The following is a 16,658-nucleotide window of genomic DNA, read 5'->3' as shown; positions in this document are numbered from 1 at the left end:
CCTTGTCATTTTAGCAGATTTGACCGAAGCGCTGATAAATATATAAACCTATAAATAGGCAAGTAATTCGTGAGGGTGGTCGATCAAATATTTCGCGCCCCATTTTTCTGGCGGTTCTTTCCCTCCTAAGTAACCATAGCGAGCAACGATCGGAAGAATACCCGCAGCTAGGCTGGCGTGAACATCTCGTATGTCGTCTCCTAAGTAAAGGCATTCTTCCGGGATGATGTTTATATGTTCACTGGCTTTAAGTAGGGATTCAGGATGCGGTTTGGTATGATTGACTTCATCGCCGCAAATGACACAGGCAGTTTGCTGGTCGAGTCCTAGTATTTTTAAGAGTGGTCGAGTAAAACGTGCTGGCTTGTTGGTGACAATACCCCAAGGAAGATTACGGAGCCGTAATTGCTCTAATAATTCACTGACACCGGGAAATAGACGTGTATCGTGGCATAGTCGTCGTGTATAGAAACCCAGAAATTCATCACGCATGGCTTCGTAATTATGGTGACCGGGTTTAATGTTAAAGCCGAGCTCAAGAAGTCCACGTGATCCGGCCGATGCAATTGGACGAATTTGTTCAATGGCTAATTCAGGTAATCCGCGTATGATACGCTGTTGATTCAGTGCATAACCAAGGTCTGGGGCTGTATCGGCCAGAGTTCCATCAAAATCAAACAAAACAGCCTTGATCATTGTGACGAAGTATTGTGGTGAGACTTGAAACTAGCCGCGATAAGCCATGATGTAGTTAACATCGGTATCATTTTCTAGCGCATAGGTTTTGCTGATTGGATTATAGGTCATGCCGATTAGCTTTGCATCAGTTAAGTTTGCATTACGTGCCATGCGCGCAAGTTCGGAAGGTTTGATAAATTTTGCGTAATCGTGCGTGCCACGTGGCAGTAGTTTTAGCAGATACTCTGCACCAATGATGGCAAACAGGTAGGATTTTGGATTGCGGTTGATCGTTGAAAAGAATACCCAACCACCTGGTTTGACAAGCTCAGCACAGGCACGAATTACGCTCATTGAATCTGGTACATGTTCAAGCATTTCCATACAGGTCACTACATCGAATTGATGCGGTTGTTCTTTTGCTAAAGATTCAACAGCGACCTTGCGATAGTCAATTCGATATTTACTTTCAAGTAAGTGAAGCTTCGCAACTTTAAGTGTTTTCTCGCCGAGATCGATACCGGTAACGTGAGCGCCTTTGGATGCCATGCCTTCTGATAAGATGCCACCACCGCAACCTACATCAAGAACCTTTTTTTCGAAGAGCCCGGCTAATTCATCAATATAATTGAGGCGAAGTGGATTGATCTCATGCAGTGGTTTGAATTCACTATTTGGATCCCACCAGCGATGAGCTAATTGACTAAATTTCTCTAGTTCGAGTGGATCAGCGTTAGTTCTGTCTCCATCGTAATGATTCATATTTTTTGATCCTGGAATCGACAAGCGATTTGATTTTATACGAGGTCTCTAAGTATCTTAGGGGATGCATTCACGTCGTATGTAGAAAGAAACGCATTAAATAAAAAACCCCCTGCCGAAGCAGAGGGTTTTTTATAAAAAAACTACTGTTGCTGTATTCCTGTTGTATCAATATCAACCCGACGATCAGGTGCAAGACATTGTTTTAGCTCTTTGCTATTTCTAATGCCGTCACAAGTATGACCGGTTACTGGGTTGGCTTCCCCTTTGCCCTCAACTGTAATTTTTGCTGGATCAACTCCTTTCGATACCAGATATGCTTTTACTGCATCAGCACGTCTGTGAGAAAGTCGATGATTATATTCATCAGAACCAATACGATCCGCGTGGCCTTCTACATGTATGCGCTCATATCTGACTGTGTGAATCCCACTTATAAACTCATCCAATGAACGAATTCCATTTGGCTTTAAGGTGTCTTTATCAAAATCAAACAAAGCATCCGCCGAGAAAGTAACTTTTTTAGATACAGGCGGTGGTGGAGCTACCGCAACCTCAGGTTTTTTGAATAGCTCGGGATCGCATTCTGGAATGGCTATGGCAGGTGTCCAATAGCCAGTTCGCCAGCACAAACCAGTTGTATTTCTGGTGACTATGCCGCGATCATCAACCGCATATGCGTCGATTTTGTTTAAGGAAGGATCTTGGTCGACACCCGATTGCATGGCAGCTTGCGCTACAATGGCTCCGGAAAGTAACATTGGTATGAAAGTCATTCCAATGAGTGTTTTTGGGATAGACATTTTCTTCATGCTGTTGTCCTTTAAAATAAAAATACGATTCTAAAATTACTATTAACGTGTATGAGAGCTGCATTGAGTATTTTAGTGTCAGCCTGATTGTACTACTTCGTGCTTTTCATTGTTCAATTATACGATAATTTGTTGTTTTTCTTAGGTGGGGTGTTGCTAAATTGCAACGAATTTGGTTGTTTGTGTCGATTTGGAAACTAGCCAAATTTTTTTATTCGATAAGGTGAAGAATAGTATACGCAAAACAACAGAGGGAATATTGATTGGTTTTTTACAATCTTCCAATACAGTAATATTTTATAACAAATTGATTTTGTTTATTAGAATTGACAAATATTCGTTTTTAGAATGATAGAAGAGCATTAAAAGTATGCAGGAACTTTGTATTTTTTCTCAATATATGAGTTTTTGTTCTAGTATCTATAAACTACTTAAATTTTTTGTGTATAGGGTAGTAGTTTGTTCATTTATTAAGTTCCAAATTTTAGCGTGATCGAAACATATGCCAGAGCTTCCCGAAGTTGAGGTTACTCGGTTAGGTATTGCACCTTATTTGGAAGGGCGTTCTATCGAGCAGATTGTTATAAGAAATCCGCGATTGCGCTGGCCGATACCTGATAATCTTCCGTTGATATTACCTGGGATGATCATTCAAAACATTTCAAGGCGGGCAAAATTTTTGCTGTTCGACTGTCGTATAGGAACATTACTGATTCATTTGGGAATGTCGGGAAGTTTGCGGATATTACAAGGCAAAAGAAATGCTTCTATTGATTTGCCGGAAAAGCACGATCACTTTGATATAGTATTACACGATCAAACGATATTGAGATTGCGGGATCCTAGACGTTTCGGAGCTGTGTTGTGGCATGAAGGGGATGTCTTACAACATCCACTTTTGAGGAGCTTGGGACCCGAGCCACTCACGGAAAACTTCAATGCAAGCTATTTGATTGAACAAACTCGAGGATCGCGCGTAAATATCAAACAAACACTGATGAATAATCAAATTGTGGTTGGCGTCGGAAATATTTATGCGAATGAGGCGTTGTTTTTGGCGGGAATTAATCCCAAAATAGCAGCGGGAAGAATTGGTTTGAAACGTTATGAAAAATTGGTTGATACGATTAAAATACTTCTAAAGCAGGCTATTGCAGCTGGTGGTAGTTCTTTGCGTGATTTTGTTAATAGCAATGGCAATAAAGGATATTTTCAGTATCAATATTGGGTATATGCGCGTGGCGATCAGAATTGCAAAAAGTGTACTCATATAATCAAGCAAACGAAACAAGGCCAACGTTCCAGTTTTTATTGTACAAAATGCCAACATTAGAATAATCATAATGTTTCGTTGGTTATTCTAGAATGGAAAGGAAATCTTGATAACTATGAATATTACATTCATTGGAGGCGGCAACATGGCTTCTGCGTTAATCAATGGATTATTGCAGCAGGGCTATTTGGCAAAACAACTTCATGTGGTAGAAATAAATGCAGAAAACCGCGAAAAGATTAAAGATACATTTGGGGTGTCTGCGCTGGCTGATCTTGAAAGTGGAGTGATTGATACTGACGTGATTGTGTTATCCGTTAAGCCACAGCACTTGCATGATTTGACGCAACAGCTTTCTCCTTTTTTAAAGCATCAACTCATTATTTCAATTGTTGCTGGAATTTGTGTTGGTGATATTGAGCGTTGGCTGGAAGGGTATTTTCGGATAGTCCGTGCAATGCCAAATACGCCTTCATCTATACAATGCGGAATGACTGGATTGTATGCTGCTGCAAATGTGAATGAAGAAGATAGAAAGATTGCAGAGTCGATACTGACGGCGGTAGGTCTAACGCTCTGGGTTGAAAATGAAGATATGCTGCATGCGGTTACAGCGATTTCTGGTAGTGGACCTGCTTATGTTTTTTATTTTATTGAATCTTTGCAGAAAGCCGCTATTGATTTGGGTTTGTCACCTGAAAAAGCCAGGCAACTGAGTTTGCAAACTTTTGTTGGTGCGAGCAAACTGGCAAGCTTGAGTGATAAAGATACCGCTGTTTTGCGCGCGCAGGTGACTTCAAAAGGTGGAACAACTGAGCAGGCTATCAGAACAATGGAGCAAGAGAATGTTCAAGAAAAAATTTTAATGGCTGTTCATTCTGCTGCGCAACGCTCTTGTCAAATAAGCGATGAATATAGCAATCTATGAAGGAATACGGTGTTAGAAGCTGTGTAATGTAAATGAGTATTATATTCTTTGCTGGGTATTATTTTTCAGGAAGCGTTTATGTCTAATCAAATTTTTGTTTTCTTGCTGAACACAGTAATCGGTTTCTTCTCATTAGCTTTGCTGTTACGTTTTTATTTCCAGTTTTTTCGTCTTCCATACCGCCACCCGATTTCACAATTCCTTGTTGCTGTTACCGGTTTCATGGTGCGGCCGATGCGAAGGTTTATTCCCGGATGGGGGGGCATCGATCTGTCATCGTTATTACTGGCGTGGTTACTGGAATGCGTTATTTTGTTCGGTACCTTTATGTTACAAGGCTATGATTTTAGCGTTAATATGGAAACGGCACTGCCTGGTATGCTGTTATTGGGTATGGTGGAAATTGTTAAGATGTCGCTTTACATTATTTTGATTGCTATTATCTTACAAGCTATTTTATCGTGGATTAATCCGCATAGCCCATTAGCACCTTTATTAGATGGCCTTACTTCCCCATTTCTAAATGTTTTTCGTAATCGTATTCCGCTCGTGGCAAATGTAGATTTATCGCCTCTTTTTGCTCTTATTATCATTCAAGTTTTATTAATGATAGTGATGGAAATTCATCGAGAAATTACTACAATGATTTAACCTGTTTGTTTAAGTTATGGTGAATTGGTATCGGTACGACAATTCAAGCCATTTAATTCTGAAATTGTATATACAGCCCGGTGCTAAAAATACGGCTGTTACCGGATTGCATGCTGGGAATCTGAAAATAAAGCTTGCGGTCTTACCAATCGATGGAAGGGCGAATAAATGTTTAGTGAGGTTTCTTGCTGATTGCTTTCAAGTTCCAATCAGTCAAATAGAAATAAAGGAAGGAAACAAATCGAGACAGAAAGTATTACTGATTCGCAAGCCTGGACTAAATCCTAATGTGCTGTATGATGAGAGAATAGCCACTTGATTAATGTACAGGCATTAATATATTTGTAATTAATTTATGGAATTAATTTTATGGCGTCATGCCGAAGCTGAAGAAGGTTTTCCGGATTCTGCAAGACAATTAACTGAAAAAGGAAAAACTCAAGCTAAACAAATTGCTGACTGGCTTAGGACTAGGTTACCGGAAAATACGGAGGTACTTGTTAGTCCAACCAGTCGTACGCGGCAGACTGCTGCAATGCTTGAGTTTGATCTTAAAGTCATTGATCCCATAGCGCCAGGCGCAACCGCTCAAGATATTCTATCGGCGGCTGATTGGCCAAACAAGCAAGGCGCGGTGATAATTGTTGGTCATCAGCCAACGCTAGGGGAAGTCGTTCATCATTTGATTCGTGATGTGCCAGCCGGGTTAAAAGTTAAGAAATCTTCGGTATGGTGGATAAAAAAAGATGAAAATGATATTGAGCCGTTGCTGAAAATGGTAATGTATCCGGATATGTTGTAATTTTATTTATTGAATTCTATACTCTAATTAGGTTAATTAAGGGGATTTTAACCCTGACGATTTTTTCTATAAGAGAAAAGATCAATGTAGAATAGTTCGATTAGAATTTATCAGATTAGTAAGGGTAAACGGAAGCGAATGATTATTTCATAATGAGCGTGGGATTATGCATTATGATAAAAATGAATTAAAAATGTTATTGGCATACTCAACAATAGCCTAGAGTTTCTACAGAGCAGAGCTTTTGTCGGGTAAATGTAGTTAATGGGTGACTCGAATAGCTCTGGTGTGGTTTATAGAAACAGGGTCGATTATTAAGTATTAAGAATTATTTAAAAGGATCTTCGTGAAATGATTTCGGATTTTCTTCATTTATTGTCGGGCGTTGTAGATATGCCTTGGTGGGGGTATGTTGTCGTTACATTGATTATGACACATATAACAATAGCGAGTATTACGATTTACTTACATCGCCATTCTGCGCATCGTGCGCTCGAATTGCATCCTATAGCGAGTCATTTTTTTCGCTTTTGGTTGTGGTTGACGACGGGCATGGTAACAAAACAATGGACAGCGATTCATCGTAAGCACCATGCTAAGTGTGAAACTGAGGCTGATCCTCATAGTCCCGTGGTTGTGGGCATTAAAAAGGTATTGCTGGAGGGCTCTGAGCTATATAGGGCGGAAGCAAAAAACCAAGAAACTTTGGATCGATATGGATACGGTACCCCTGATGATTGGGTGGAGCGTAATGTTTATAGCAAGCATAGTGCAAAGGGTGTTGCGTTAATGCTGATCATTGATGTGATTCTATTTGGTCCAATTGGTATTACTATATGGGCAGTGCAAATGTTATGGGCACCAATTTTTGCTGCTGGTGTTATTAATGGTGTTGGACATTACTGGGGCTATCGTAATTTTCAAGCGGAAGATGCAAGTAGAAACATTGTTCCCTGGGGAATTTTGATAGGGGGTGAGGAATTGCACAATAATCATCATGCTTTTGCAACATCTGCTCGATTGTCCAATAAGTGGTATGAATTTGACATTGGTTGGCTTTATATTTGTATTTTGCAAGTATTTGGTTTGGCAAAAGTTAAAAAAACAGCGCCTAAGCTGCGAATGAATAAACAAAAAGAATGTTGTGACTTAGATACATTGCAGGCAGTTATTTCTCACCGCTACGAAGTGCTTGCAAAATATACTAAATCGTTGCAGCAAGCTTTTACGAAAGAGATGGATGGATTGAAAGGAGCTATTGCGGAGTATGGTATTGATAAACCAACGCTAAAGCGTTGGGTAATGGCGGATTCAAGAACATTGCATGCGCATGAAAAGGAAAAATTGAGTCAGGTTTTAAGTAGCACGCAGGCGAGAGAGTTGGATAAGATGTATATAATGCGTGAAGAACTGATTGGAATTTGGCAGCGTTCAACCGCATCGACCGAGGAATTGGTAAAACAATTGGAGGATTGGTGCAAACGTGCAGAGGAAAGTGGGATTGAGGTATTAAGAACATTCTCGCAAAGCCTACGTTGCTATGCTTAGTTTCTAAGCGGTCGCGGAGAATAAAAAGAGGCTCGTTTTTACGGGCCTCTTTTTATTTAAATCAAGAGAAGGGAAGTTAAGCTATTTTAGTTTTGTCTCTTTATAAATGACATGTTTACGAACTACCGGATCAAATTTTTTGATTTCTAACTTTTCTGGCTTAGCTCGCTTATTTTTGGTCGTTGTATAAAAATGCCCTGTTCCTGCAGAAGACTCAAGTTTTATTTTTTCACGCATTGCAAATCCTTTACATTGTTCTCTTAAGAAAGAATCAAGAAGAAGAAATTAAAAATAACAAATAGACAAGTAAATTACTTATATTTGTTGATATGTAATTTAGCCAGTACCGTGTCAATGCCGTTTTTGTCTATCGTACGTAGCGCGGCATTCGATAAACGAAGGTTAATCCAGCGATTTTCACTTTCAACCCAAAATTTACGGTGTTGGAGATTCGGTAGAAATCGTCTCTTGGTTTTATTGTTTGCATGAGAAACATTGTGACCAGACATTGGTTTTTTTTGAGTTACTTCGCATATTCTTGCCATTTTAACTTTTGATCCGTAGAAAATCTTCGAACTGAGCAGTATATCATGATCTGGATGAATTGTTGGTGAGATTGGTATGGGGAGGGTTTTTTGTGGCACCAGAAAATTAAAGGTGATAAACATGGCATGGTAGGTCATGAAAATAGATATTGAGTCAAGTCCCCAAAAATGACTTTAAACGTGGGGATAATGAGTGGCAATACCATTTTATAGTCATGGATTATTGCTATAAAAATCATGATTTTCCCTTGTTAGGGTGACGTCAGCATGCTAGAATTTCCGTTCGATTAATTAGGGTATGGATGATATCCATGACTAAGAAAATCTAAGTTGCGGATAATAATGGAATTGAGCCAAAGAAATTTAATAACCGTCAATCCTAATAGTTGTAAAGCAAGATTGTTATATATGGCTTCCGTATACTGGCTGTAACAGGTGAGCGTTAGAAACAAACAAACGCCACAGTTGAGCCTAGGGTCTGTAAATCAGTAATCATGTGGGGGAAAATATGAGAAGTAAATCGGTAGTAGCCCTGACCGGGGTGTTCGCTCTCGCTTTGTATTCAGGCATGGCGATAGGGTCTAAATATAATTTACCCGAGCCTCAGAGTGTCATTGCGAAGGATATCTATGATCAGCATATTGTGCTGATGTGGATTTGTTTGGCCATTTTTATAGCTGTATTTGGAGTGATGTTTTATTCGGTTCTGAAACATCGCAAATCTCTAGGTTATAAAGCGGCAAATTTTCATCATAGTACTATTGTGGAAATTATTTGGACTGCAATACCAGTTGCTATTCTGGTTGTGATGGCTTTGCCAGCAACAAAGACAGTCATAGCGATGAAAGATACATCAAGTCCAGACATGACCATTAAAGCTACCGGTTATCAATGGATGTGGGGTTATGATTACCTTCAAGGTGAGGGCGAGGGAATTAGTTTCTTTAGTAAGCTGTCAACCCCTAAAGCTCAAGTCGAGAATAAGGAAGCCAAGGGTAAGGATTATTTGTTAGAGGTTGATAATCGCGTTGTGGTTCCTGTGGGTAAAAAAGTTCGTATTATCTTGACGGCAAATGATGTGATTCATGCTTGGTGGGTGCCTGCATTAGGTATTAAACAAGATGCTGTTCCGGGGTTTATTCGTGACACTTGGTTCACGGCCGACAAGCCAGGTATCTATCGTGGTCAATGTGCTGAATTGTGTGGTAAAGACCATGGGTTCATGCCGATTGTGGTAGAAGTGATGGAGGCTGGTGATTATACGAAATGGGTGAGTGCCCAAAATACATCAGCAATTAAAACATCAATGCATGTCGAAAATAAGTAATTAGGTTAAAAGGAGATAGCTATGGCAGCAGTACATGGTGACGCACATAGTCACGGACACGATGATCATCATCCCAGTGGAATAATGCGTTGGGTTACTACGACTAACCATAAAGATATTGGTTCGATGTATTTATGGTTCAGTTTTACAATGTTTCTGGTGGGCGGTTTTCTGGCGATGGGAATTCGCGCTGAATTATTTCAGCCAGGTATTCAAATACTGGAACCGGAATTGTTTAATCAGTTTACGACGTTGCATGGATTGATTATGGTTTTTGGTGCAATCATGCCTGCGTTCGTGGGGTTTGCTAACTGGCAAGTGCCTTTGATGATTGGCGCTCCAGATATGGCGTTTGCGCGAATGAATAACTGGAGTTTTTGGTTGTTGCCAGTGGCAGCGACATTGCTAGTTAGCTCTTTCTTCGTGCCTGGTGGCGCTGCAGCGGGTGGATGGACATTCTATCCGCCGCTTTCTACGCAGGGCGGTCTAGGAGTGGATCTGATGATATTTGCAGTGCATATCTTGGGTGCTTCTTCGATCATGGGATCTATCAATATTATTACAACCATTTTGAATATGCGTGCACCGGGCATGACATTAATGAAAATGCCAATGTTTGTGTGGACATGGTTGATCACCGCATATCTGTTGGTGCTGGTAATGCCTGTGTTGGCGGGTACAGTAACAATGTTGCTAACTGATCGACATTTCGGCACTAGTTTCTTTAATGCTGCGGGGGGTGGAGATCCAGTGTTATTCCAACATGTTTTCTGGTTCTTCGGACATCCTGAAGTTTATATTATGATATTGCCAGCATTTGGAATTGTTTCGGAAATTATTCCAACATTCGCTAGAAAACCGCTTTTTGGCTACTCATCAATGGTTTATGCGACCGCTTCAATTGCAATTCTGTCTTGTGTGGTTTGGGCGCATCATATGTTTACAGCTGGTATGCCTACAGTAGGACAATTGTTTTTCATGTACGCAACCATGTTAATTGCTGTACCGACAGGTGTTAAGGTGTTTAACTGGACTGCTACGATGTGGCAAGGTTCGATGACATTTGAAACACCTATGTTATTTGCGATAGGTTTTATATTCTTATTTGTAATTGGTGGATTCAGTGGTGTAATTTGTGCAATTGTACCGATTGATATTCAAGTTCAAGATACCTATTATGTGATTGCGCATTTCCATTATGTGTTGGTATCAGGCGCATTGTTTGCACTATTTGCCGGCGCATATTATTGGATACCAAAATGGACCGGTCGCATGTATAACGAAACATTGGGTAAATGGCATTTTTGGTTGTCCATGTTCTTCTTTAATCTGACCTTCTTCGTGCAGCACTTCTTGGGCTTAGCGGGTATGCCTCGTAGAATTCCTGACTACAATTTGCAATTCGCAGATTTTAATATGGTTTCTAGCATCGGAGCATTTGGATTTGGTTTAACGCAGCTTCTTTTTCTGTATATTATGATTAGTTGTATTCGTAGTGGAGAAAAAGCGCCTCAGAAACCATGGGATGGTGCTACGACATTGGAATGGACACACTTGCCATCGCCAGCACCTTACCACAGTTTTGAGAAACCACCTGTTGTAAATTAAAGGTAAGAAAAGAGAAAAGTAATGACGTCACAAGAAACAGAAACAAAAAGAGGTCGTGGTAAATATAAAACAGCAATCTTTTTGTTGATTATGGTTGCAGCGATTTATTTAACGGTGATATTGAAAGAATGGTGAGTAATACTGATACAAAAGCAAATAATTTAATGAAAAAAAAGTTGTTAGTTTTTTCATTAATTATGTTTGTATTTGGTTTTGCGCTGGTGCCATTCTATGAGAAGTTTTGTGAAGTGACCGGAGTGAATAATTTGCTGCAGCCGGATGTTCGGGCTAAAGAAAATCGGGTAGATGAAGCACGTTGGGTAACTGTAGAGCTTGATGCCAATACAAGGGGTTTGCCATGGCAATTCAAGCCGCTTCAATCTAGTGTGAAGATTCATCCCGGTGAACCTGTCGATGTGATGTATGAGATTACTAATAATTCAGATCGTGAAATTAATGGACAAGCAATACCGAGTTATAGTCCACGCAATCTGGAAAAATTCTTGAAGAAATTTGAATGTTTTTGTTTTACAAAACAGGTGCTAAAGCCAAATGAAACAAGGCAAATGCCGGTTCAGTTTGTTATTGAACCGGATTTGCCCTCAGAGATACACACGGTAACGATCTCTTATACTTTTTTTGAATTGCCAGATGGTGCTAGTGCAGTTAGAAAATGACGAATAATAATATTGAGCAAAAGCAAAGAAAGGTTGATGTCTGGAAAATCGCTAAAGCTGTGATGTTTGCTTTTATGGGCATCAGAAAAAAAAGCGATCTGGAATCTGATGCGGAATCATTGACTCCCGCACAAGTTATTATTGGTGGAATTATTGGAGCTATATTGTTTGTTTTGTGTGTAATGCTGGTAGTGAGATTGGTTGTTAGTTAGAAATTGAATAATCATAAGTAGGAGGAGATAAAGAATGAGTCACGAATCTGGACATGGGCATTATTTCGTTCCAGCTCCATCGATGTATCCAATCATTGGGTCAACAGCAATCTTATTCATGGGATCGGGCGCAGCATTAACTATGAATAAAATGGAGTTAGGATACGGATTGTTAGCAATAGGCTTTGCTATTCTGATTTATATGTTGTTTGGTTGGTTTGGAACAGTAGCCAGAGAAAGCGAGGCTGGAAAATATGGCGATCAAGTAGACCTTTCTTTCCGTTGGGGAATGAGCTGGTTTATTTTTACCGAAGTAATGTTTTTCTGTGCATTCTTTGGTGCATTATTTTACATGCGTAACTTGTCCATACCTTGGTTGGCAGAAGAAAGCACAGTATTAGGTAACTCATACTGGAATGCGTTTAGCGGTATTTGGCCAACCGCAGGCCCTGGTGTTCACCCTGAATTTACAATAATAGGGGCGTGGGGATTGCCAGCTTTTAATACGTTTTTATTGTTGACTTCAGGGGTAACCGTAACCTTTGCGCATTGGGCTTTGAAAAAAAATGACCGTGCAGGCCTTAAAAAATGGCTGCTGGCTACCATATTCCTTGGCGCGTTATTTATTGCGTGTCAAGCATATGAATATGCGCATGCTTATAATGATTTGAATCTGAAGTTGACATCAGGAGCTTATGGCTCAACCTTTTTCATGTTGACTGGGTTTCATGGATTCCATGTAACCATTGGTACTATCATGTTAACAGTAATTTATTTCCGGAGTGCAGCTGGTCATTTTACGCCAGAACATCATTTTGGATTTGAAGGTGTGGCATGGTACTGGCACTTTGTTGACGTGGTATGGCTAGGATTATTTATTTTTGTGTACTTAATGTAATAATAATCCATGAGAATTCCAGTTCTAACATCATTTTTTGTTTTTTATAAGACTTTTTGAATGAATGTGAGAACTGGAATTAAAAATAGTGGTGTAGTAGAAAGAACTCAGAGAAATAATAATCTTCTTGCATGAAATCTGTATTTAAATAAATACTGTTCTTTCATAGATGGCTTTTACGATATCACTAATGAGTGAGCTAGAATGAGCATATTAGGATATCGTTTTAAACCAAAAGTCTGGGCAATTATTCTGATGATTGCTTTTGTTTTAATCTTTAGCTCGTTGGGACGGTGGCAGCTAAATAGAGCGGAAGAAAAGACTGAGAAACACGAACAAATTCAGTTATACACAAAACAACCCCCAATAAATTTGCCGACAGAATTAGTTAAACTCAAAGACTTTGAATATCGAGAGGTTGAGATACGTGGGGAATTTGCGAATGACAAAACTATCTTATTAGATAATAAAACTTATCAACGTCGTGTTGGTTATCACGTTATAACGCCGATGAAAATTTCGACTAGCAATTTATATGTTCCCATAAACAGAGGTTGGATTGAATTAGGTAAAGATAGATTAATTTTACCGATAATACAGCGCGTTGAAGGTGAGGTTATATTAACCGGGACGGTGATTTCCCCTGAAATAAGAGCTTTGACACTTAAAGAAGAATTTGTTAGGGGAATGATTTGGGATAAGTTCGATCTGCAGCGCTATGAAGATGAAACGGGATTGAATATGCAGCCTATTTTGGTGTTGCAAAAAAATGATGTAAATGACGGTTTGTTGAGAGATTGGGATAAGTCAGATTCTGGGGCAAGTAAAAATATTGGCTACGCGATTCAGTGGTTTTCATTAGCTGCTGCAACATTAATTATATTTATAGTATTAAATGTCAAACGAAGTTATACAAAAAGCGAAATCAAATCGTCGTAAGTTTTTATTGTTGCTGGCTCTAATGAGTGCGCCAATATTGGTGTCTTATGCTTTGTTTTTTACAGATTACAGACCGCAAAGTAAGCATTATGGAGATTTGATTCCTATTGTTAAGGTTTCTGGCAAAGGAACGAATGTAGTTGATAATACAATATTACGCATGAAAGATTTGCATGGTAAATGGGTTTTATTGACAGTAGATTCTGGTAATTGCAGCGAAATTTGCAAAGATAAGTTATATTTTATGCGACAAGTTCGCATGGTTCAGGGTAAGGAAAAGCATCGCATTGAAAGGCTATTCCTTATTAACGACAAAATTCAGCCTGACTCGGAATTGATGAAACAATATGAAGGTACCTATTTTGTAAATGCTGAGGGAAGTGAAATTTTGGACTCGATAGAAACCAAAGATATACAAACAAAGCATATCTATCTGATCGACCCAATAGGCAATCTAATGATGAGATTTCCAGAGAACATCGATGGTACCAAAATGGGTCACGATATTAAGCGCTTGCTGCATGTGTCGCAGTTAGAACATTAAAAAATCATCACTTTCTCTATTTAGAATTGAATTTAATCAAGTAGAGCGCTCTGCTTGAAACAAACAAAGGAGATCAATAATAATGGCAACAAGTATTACCTGGCAAGATACTGCAACTCGTATCAATCAATTTTATCGATTAACAAAACCACGTGTTGTATCTCTAATTGTTTTCACTGCCGTAATTGGAATGTTCTTAGCGGTACCGGGTGCGGTTCCTTTAGATACGTTATTTTTAGGAACTATTGGAATAGCCCTGGTTGCTGGTGCCGCCGCCGCATTAAACTGTCTAGTAGAACAAAAAATGGATGCTGTGATGGCAAGAACGAAAGGTAGGCCATTGCCTCTTGGAAAAGTGAGTGTTCCTGAAACGCTATTTTTCTTGATGCTGGTTGGTGGTACGGGGCTTTTTATTTTATATCACTGGATCAATGAATTGACGATGTGGTTAACCCTTGCCACTTTTGTCGGATACGCTATCATTTATACAGTTATCCTGAAACCTTTGACACCACAGAATATCGTTATTGGCGGTGCGTCTGGAGCTATGCCACCTGTACTAGGTTGGACAGCGGTTACCGGAGAGATTACGAGCGATGCACTGCTTCTATTTTTAATAATATTTGCATGGACGCCTCCGCATTTCTGGGCTCTAGCATTGTATAGAAAGAAGGAATATGCTTCTATCGGTATGCCAATGCTTCCAGTTACACACGGTGATCAGTTTACGCGATTGCATGTTTTATTATATACAGTGATTTTGTGTATTGTGACTATTCTTCCATACATTACCCAAATGAGCGGTTTGATTTATTTGGTTGGTTCTACTGTTTTAAACGCTGTGTTTATGTATTACGCGATTGAGATCTATCGAAACTACAGTGATCAATTGGCGCGAAATGCATTCCGTTATTCAATCCTTTACTTGGCTCTGTTATTCGTGGCGCTGTTAGTTGATCATTATTACTTTTTCTAATAATTTAATTAGTAACATTCTAACCCTACTTGTAATAGTTATGCTATTACAAGTAGGGTTTTGATTTTATAGTGCCTCTCGCAGCTAATTTTGTGGAAATAATTTGCCGGGATTTAGAATATTAGCAGGATCAAAGACTTTTTTGATTCCTCTCATTAAATCTAAAGTAGGAAAATCAATCTCTTTCGTGACAAAAGCTCGCTTTTCACTTCCAATGCCATGTTCACCCGATAATGTGCCACGTAACTTAATCACTAAATTAAAAATCTCATCGAGACAACGTGTAGCACGAATAACTTCGTCAGGATCGTCAGGATTTATTAAGAGATTAACGTGAATATTACCGTTTCCGGCGTGACCAAAATTGACATTGTTGATTTTGTATTGAGTGCTTAATTGCGTGACGCTGTCTAAAAATTGCGGTAGCGAGCTAACTGGAACGACAACGTCCTCATTGATTTTTTTGGGAGCAATTTCACGCAACAGAGGAGACAAGGCTTTACGTGCTTTCCATAGACTTGCAGTATCGTCTGTTCGAGCAGCCGAAATCAATCCGTTATTCTGGCATGCCTTAATGATTGCGCAGATTGAATCTGGAATGTCGGCGTGTGAACCATCAACTTCAATCATTAACATAGCATGTGTGTCTTTTGGCAACATTTCAGGGTAACGGCCACGGATTAAGTCTAGTGATCTAGCGTCGAGAAATTCAAGCGCGCTCGGTAATTGTGATAGCGACATAATGTTAACAATGGCGGCTGTACAACCCGATAAGTCTCGAAAGTGCGCAGTAACCCCGGCGGTCAATATAGGTAACGCTGATAACTTAAGCGTTGCTTCGGTAATTACCGCTAAAGTTCCTTCTGAGCCAATTAACAATCGAGTCAAGTCGTATCCAACGACACCTTTGGTTGTGTAACAGCCGGTGGTAATGTGTTGACCGGAGCCCGTTATCGCTTTTAAACCTAAAACATGTTCTCGAGCGGTACCGTATTTCACCGCGTGCGGCCCTCCTGCGCCAGTGGCAATATTTCCACCAACGGTTGAGAACGAGGCACTAGAAGGATCAGGAGGCCAAAAAAAACCATGTGGTTTGGTGGCATCCTGAATGCTTTGATTCAGCACGCCTGGTTCGGTAACAATGACACGGTTGGCTGGATCGATAGAAATAATATCGAGCATGCGCTCCATGGATAAAGCAATGCCACCTTGCTCGGGTAAGCTTCCCCCTGCTGTACCAGTGCCTCTGCCACGCGGAATGAGAGGTGTTTGATACTGATTGCATAGTGCGATGGTATGCTGTATTTCTTGACTTGTTAACGGAAATAAAACAGCATCAGGCGGAAAAATTTTCCGACTGTTGTCATAAGCGTATGTGTAACAGTCAGCGGGATCGCTATAAAAACGTTCAGGCGGAAAAATGGCTTGTAGTGCAGCAATTAATTTTGCAGATAGCATGAATGAGTATTCGGTATAAC

General features: G+C 39.8%; 20 protein-coding genes. 14 read left to right on the top strand and 6 right to left on the bottom strand.

Annotated features, from left to right (window positions below):
• Positions 1-48: 48 nt before the first annotated feature.
• The 3 genes from W03_RS11530 to W03_RS11520 form a co-directional block, all read right to left on the bottom strand.
• On the bottom strand, positions 49-696 hold the full coding sequence (locus W03_RS11530; protein ID WP_244073478.1) for an HAD family hydrolase: 648 nt from the start codon (positions 694-696) through the stop codon (positions 49-51).
• Positions 697-726: 30 nt separating this feature from the next.
• Positions 727-1,440, bottom strand: coding sequence for a bifunctional 2-polyprenyl-6-hydroxyphenol methylase/3-demethylubiquinol 3-O-methyltransferase UbiG (ubiG, locus tag W03_RS11525; RefSeq protein ID WP_244073477.1), 714 nt, complete (start codon positions 1,438-1,440; stop codon positions 727-729).
• Positions 1,441-1,583: 143 nt separating this feature from the next.
• Entirely contained in the window at positions 1,584-2,252 is a 669-nt protein-coding gene (locus tag W03_RS11520; protein WP_244073476.1) for an OmpA family protein, read from the bottom strand.
• A gap of 502 nt (positions 2,253-2,754) precedes the next feature.
• On the opposite strand from W03_RS11520, the gene mutM reads away from it, so the two are divergent.
• The 6 genes from mutM to W03_RS11490 all read left to right on the top strand — a co-directional run bounded on the left by mutM (position 2,755) and on the right by W03_RS11490 (position 7,454).
• Positions 2,755-3,585: a bifunctional DNA-formamidopyrimidine glycosylase/DNA-(apurinic or apyrimidinic site) lyase gene (gene mutM / locus W03_RS11515; protein WP_244073475.1), complete on the top strand. Its 831-nt coding sequence runs from the start codon at positions 2,755-2,757 to the stop codon at positions 3,583-3,585.
• A gap of 55 nt (positions 3,586-3,640) precedes the next feature.
• Positions 3,641-4,453: a pyrroline-5-carboxylate reductase gene (gene proC / locus W03_RS11510; protein ID WP_244073474.1), complete on the top strand. Its 813-nt coding sequence runs from the start codon at positions 3,641-3,643 to the stop codon at positions 4,451-4,453.
• Positions 4,454-4,531: 78 nt separating this feature from the next.
• The gene (locus tag W03_RS11505) at positions 4,532-5,104 is read left to right on the top strand and encodes a YggT family protein (protein ID WP_244073473.1); all 573 of its coding nucleotides are present in this window, start codon (positions 4,532-4,534) and stop codon (positions 5,102-5,104) included.
• Between the two features lie 16 nt (positions 5,105-5,120).
• Positions 5,121-5,423 (top strand): DUF167 domain-containing protein, encoded by a 303-nt coding sequence (locus W03_RS11500; protein ID WP_244073472.1) that lies wholly within the window; start codon positions 5,121-5,123, stop codon positions 5,421-5,423.
• Positions 5,424-5,459: 36 nt separating this feature from the next.
• Positions 5,460-5,906: a phosphohistidine phosphatase SixA gene (sixA, locus tag W03_RS11495; RefSeq protein ID WP_244073471.1), complete on the top strand. Its 447-nt coding sequence runs from the start codon at positions 5,460-5,462 to the stop codon at positions 5,904-5,906.
• 351 nt (positions 5,907-6,257) lie between these two features.
• Complete coding sequence (locus tag W03_RS11490; RefSeq protein ID WP_244073463.1) at positions 6,258-7,454, top strand: fatty acid desaturase; 1,197 nt, start codon at positions 6,258-6,260, stop codon at positions 7,452-7,454.
• 81 nt (positions 7,455-7,535) lie between these two features.
• Here W03_RS11490 and rpmG read toward each other — a convergent pair whose 3' ends face one another.
• Positions 7,536-7,691, bottom strand: coding sequence for a 50S ribosomal protein L33 (gene rpmG / locus W03_RS11485; RefSeq protein WP_244073462.1), 156 nt, complete (start codon positions 7,689-7,691; stop codon positions 7,536-7,538).
• Between the two features lie 74 nt (positions 7,692-7,765).
• Positions 7,766-7,999 carry a 50S ribosomal protein L28 gene (rpmB, locus tag W03_RS11480; RefSeq protein ID WP_244073744.1) on the bottom strand — a complete coding sequence of 78 codons (234 nt, stop codon included), beginning with the start codon at positions 7,997-7,999 and terminating at the stop codon, positions 7,766-7,768.
• 508 nt (positions 8,000-8,507) lie between these two features.
• Here rpmB and coxB point away from each other — a divergent pair.
• The 8 genes from coxB (at position 8,508) to cyoE (ending at position 15,180) form a co-directional block, all read left to right on the top strand.
• Complete coding sequence (coxB, locus tag W03_RS11475; RefSeq protein ID WP_244073460.1) at positions 8,508-9,326, top strand: cytochrome c oxidase subunit II; 819 nt, start codon at positions 8,508-8,510, stop codon at positions 9,324-9,326.
• A 21-nt stretch (positions 9,327-9,347) separates the two neighbouring features.
• Complete coding sequence (ctaD, locus tag W03_RS11470) at positions 9,348-10,934, top strand: cytochrome c oxidase subunit I (RefSeq protein ID WP_244073458.1); 1,587 nt, start codon at positions 9,348-9,350, stop codon at positions 10,932-10,934.
• A 128-nt stretch (positions 10,935-11,062) separates the two neighbouring features.
• Positions 11,063-11,611, top strand: a complete 549-nt coding sequence (locus tag W03_RS11465) for a cytochrome c oxidase assembly protein (RefSeq protein ID WP_244073456.1) — start codon at positions 11,063-11,065, stop codon at positions 11,609-11,611.
• Positions 11,608-11,823 carry a DUF2970 domain-containing protein gene (locus W03_RS11460; RefSeq protein WP_244073454.1) on the top strand — a complete coding sequence of 72 codons (216 nt, stop codon included), beginning with the start codon at positions 11,608-11,610 and terminating at the stop codon, positions 11,821-11,823. Before W03_RS11465 ends, W03_RS11460 begins: the two co-directional genes overlap by 4 nt.
• Before the next feature lie 34 nt (positions 11,824-11,857).
• The gene (locus tag W03_RS11455; RefSeq protein ID WP_244073453.1) at positions 11,858-12,721 is read left to right on the top strand and encodes a cytochrome c oxidase subunit 3; all 864 of its coding nucleotides are present in this window, start codon (positions 11,858-11,860) and stop codon (positions 12,719-12,721) included.
• A gap of 204 nt (positions 12,722-12,925) precedes the next feature.
• Positions 12,926-13,660: an SURF1 family protein gene (locus W03_RS11450; RefSeq protein WP_244073451.1), complete on the top strand. Its 735-nt coding sequence runs from the start codon at positions 12,926-12,928 to the stop codon at positions 13,658-13,660.
• Complete coding sequence (locus W03_RS11445; protein WP_244073449.1) at positions 13,617-14,204, top strand: hypothetical protein; 588 nt, start codon at positions 13,617-13,619, stop codon at positions 14,202-14,204. The genes W03_RS11450 and W03_RS11445 overlap by 44 nt, the downstream gene beginning before the upstream one ends.
• A gap of 82 nt (positions 14,205-14,286) precedes the next feature.
• A complete protein-coding gene (gene cyoE / locus W03_RS11440) occupies positions 14,287-15,180 on the top strand; it encodes a heme o synthase (protein WP_244073447.1) in 894 nt (297 codons plus the stop codon).
• 84 nt (positions 15,181-15,264) lie between these two features.
• On the opposite strand, the gene W03_RS11435 is transcribed toward cyoE, so the two are convergent.
• Positions 15,265-16,638, bottom strand: coding sequence for an FAD-binding oxidoreductase (locus W03_RS11435; protein WP_244073445.1), 1,374 nt, complete (start codon positions 16,636-16,638; stop codon positions 15,265-15,267).
• Positions 16,639-16,658 lie beyond the last annotated feature (20 nt).

Origin of the sequence: Nitrosomonas sp. PY1 (genome assembly GCF_022836435.1) — a bacterium.
In the GTDB taxonomy this organism is placed as follows: Bacteria; Pseudomonadota; Gammaproteobacteria; order Burkholderiales; family Nitrosomonadaceae; genus Nitrosomonas.
This window is presented reverse-complemented; position numbering and strand designations above follow the sequence as displayed.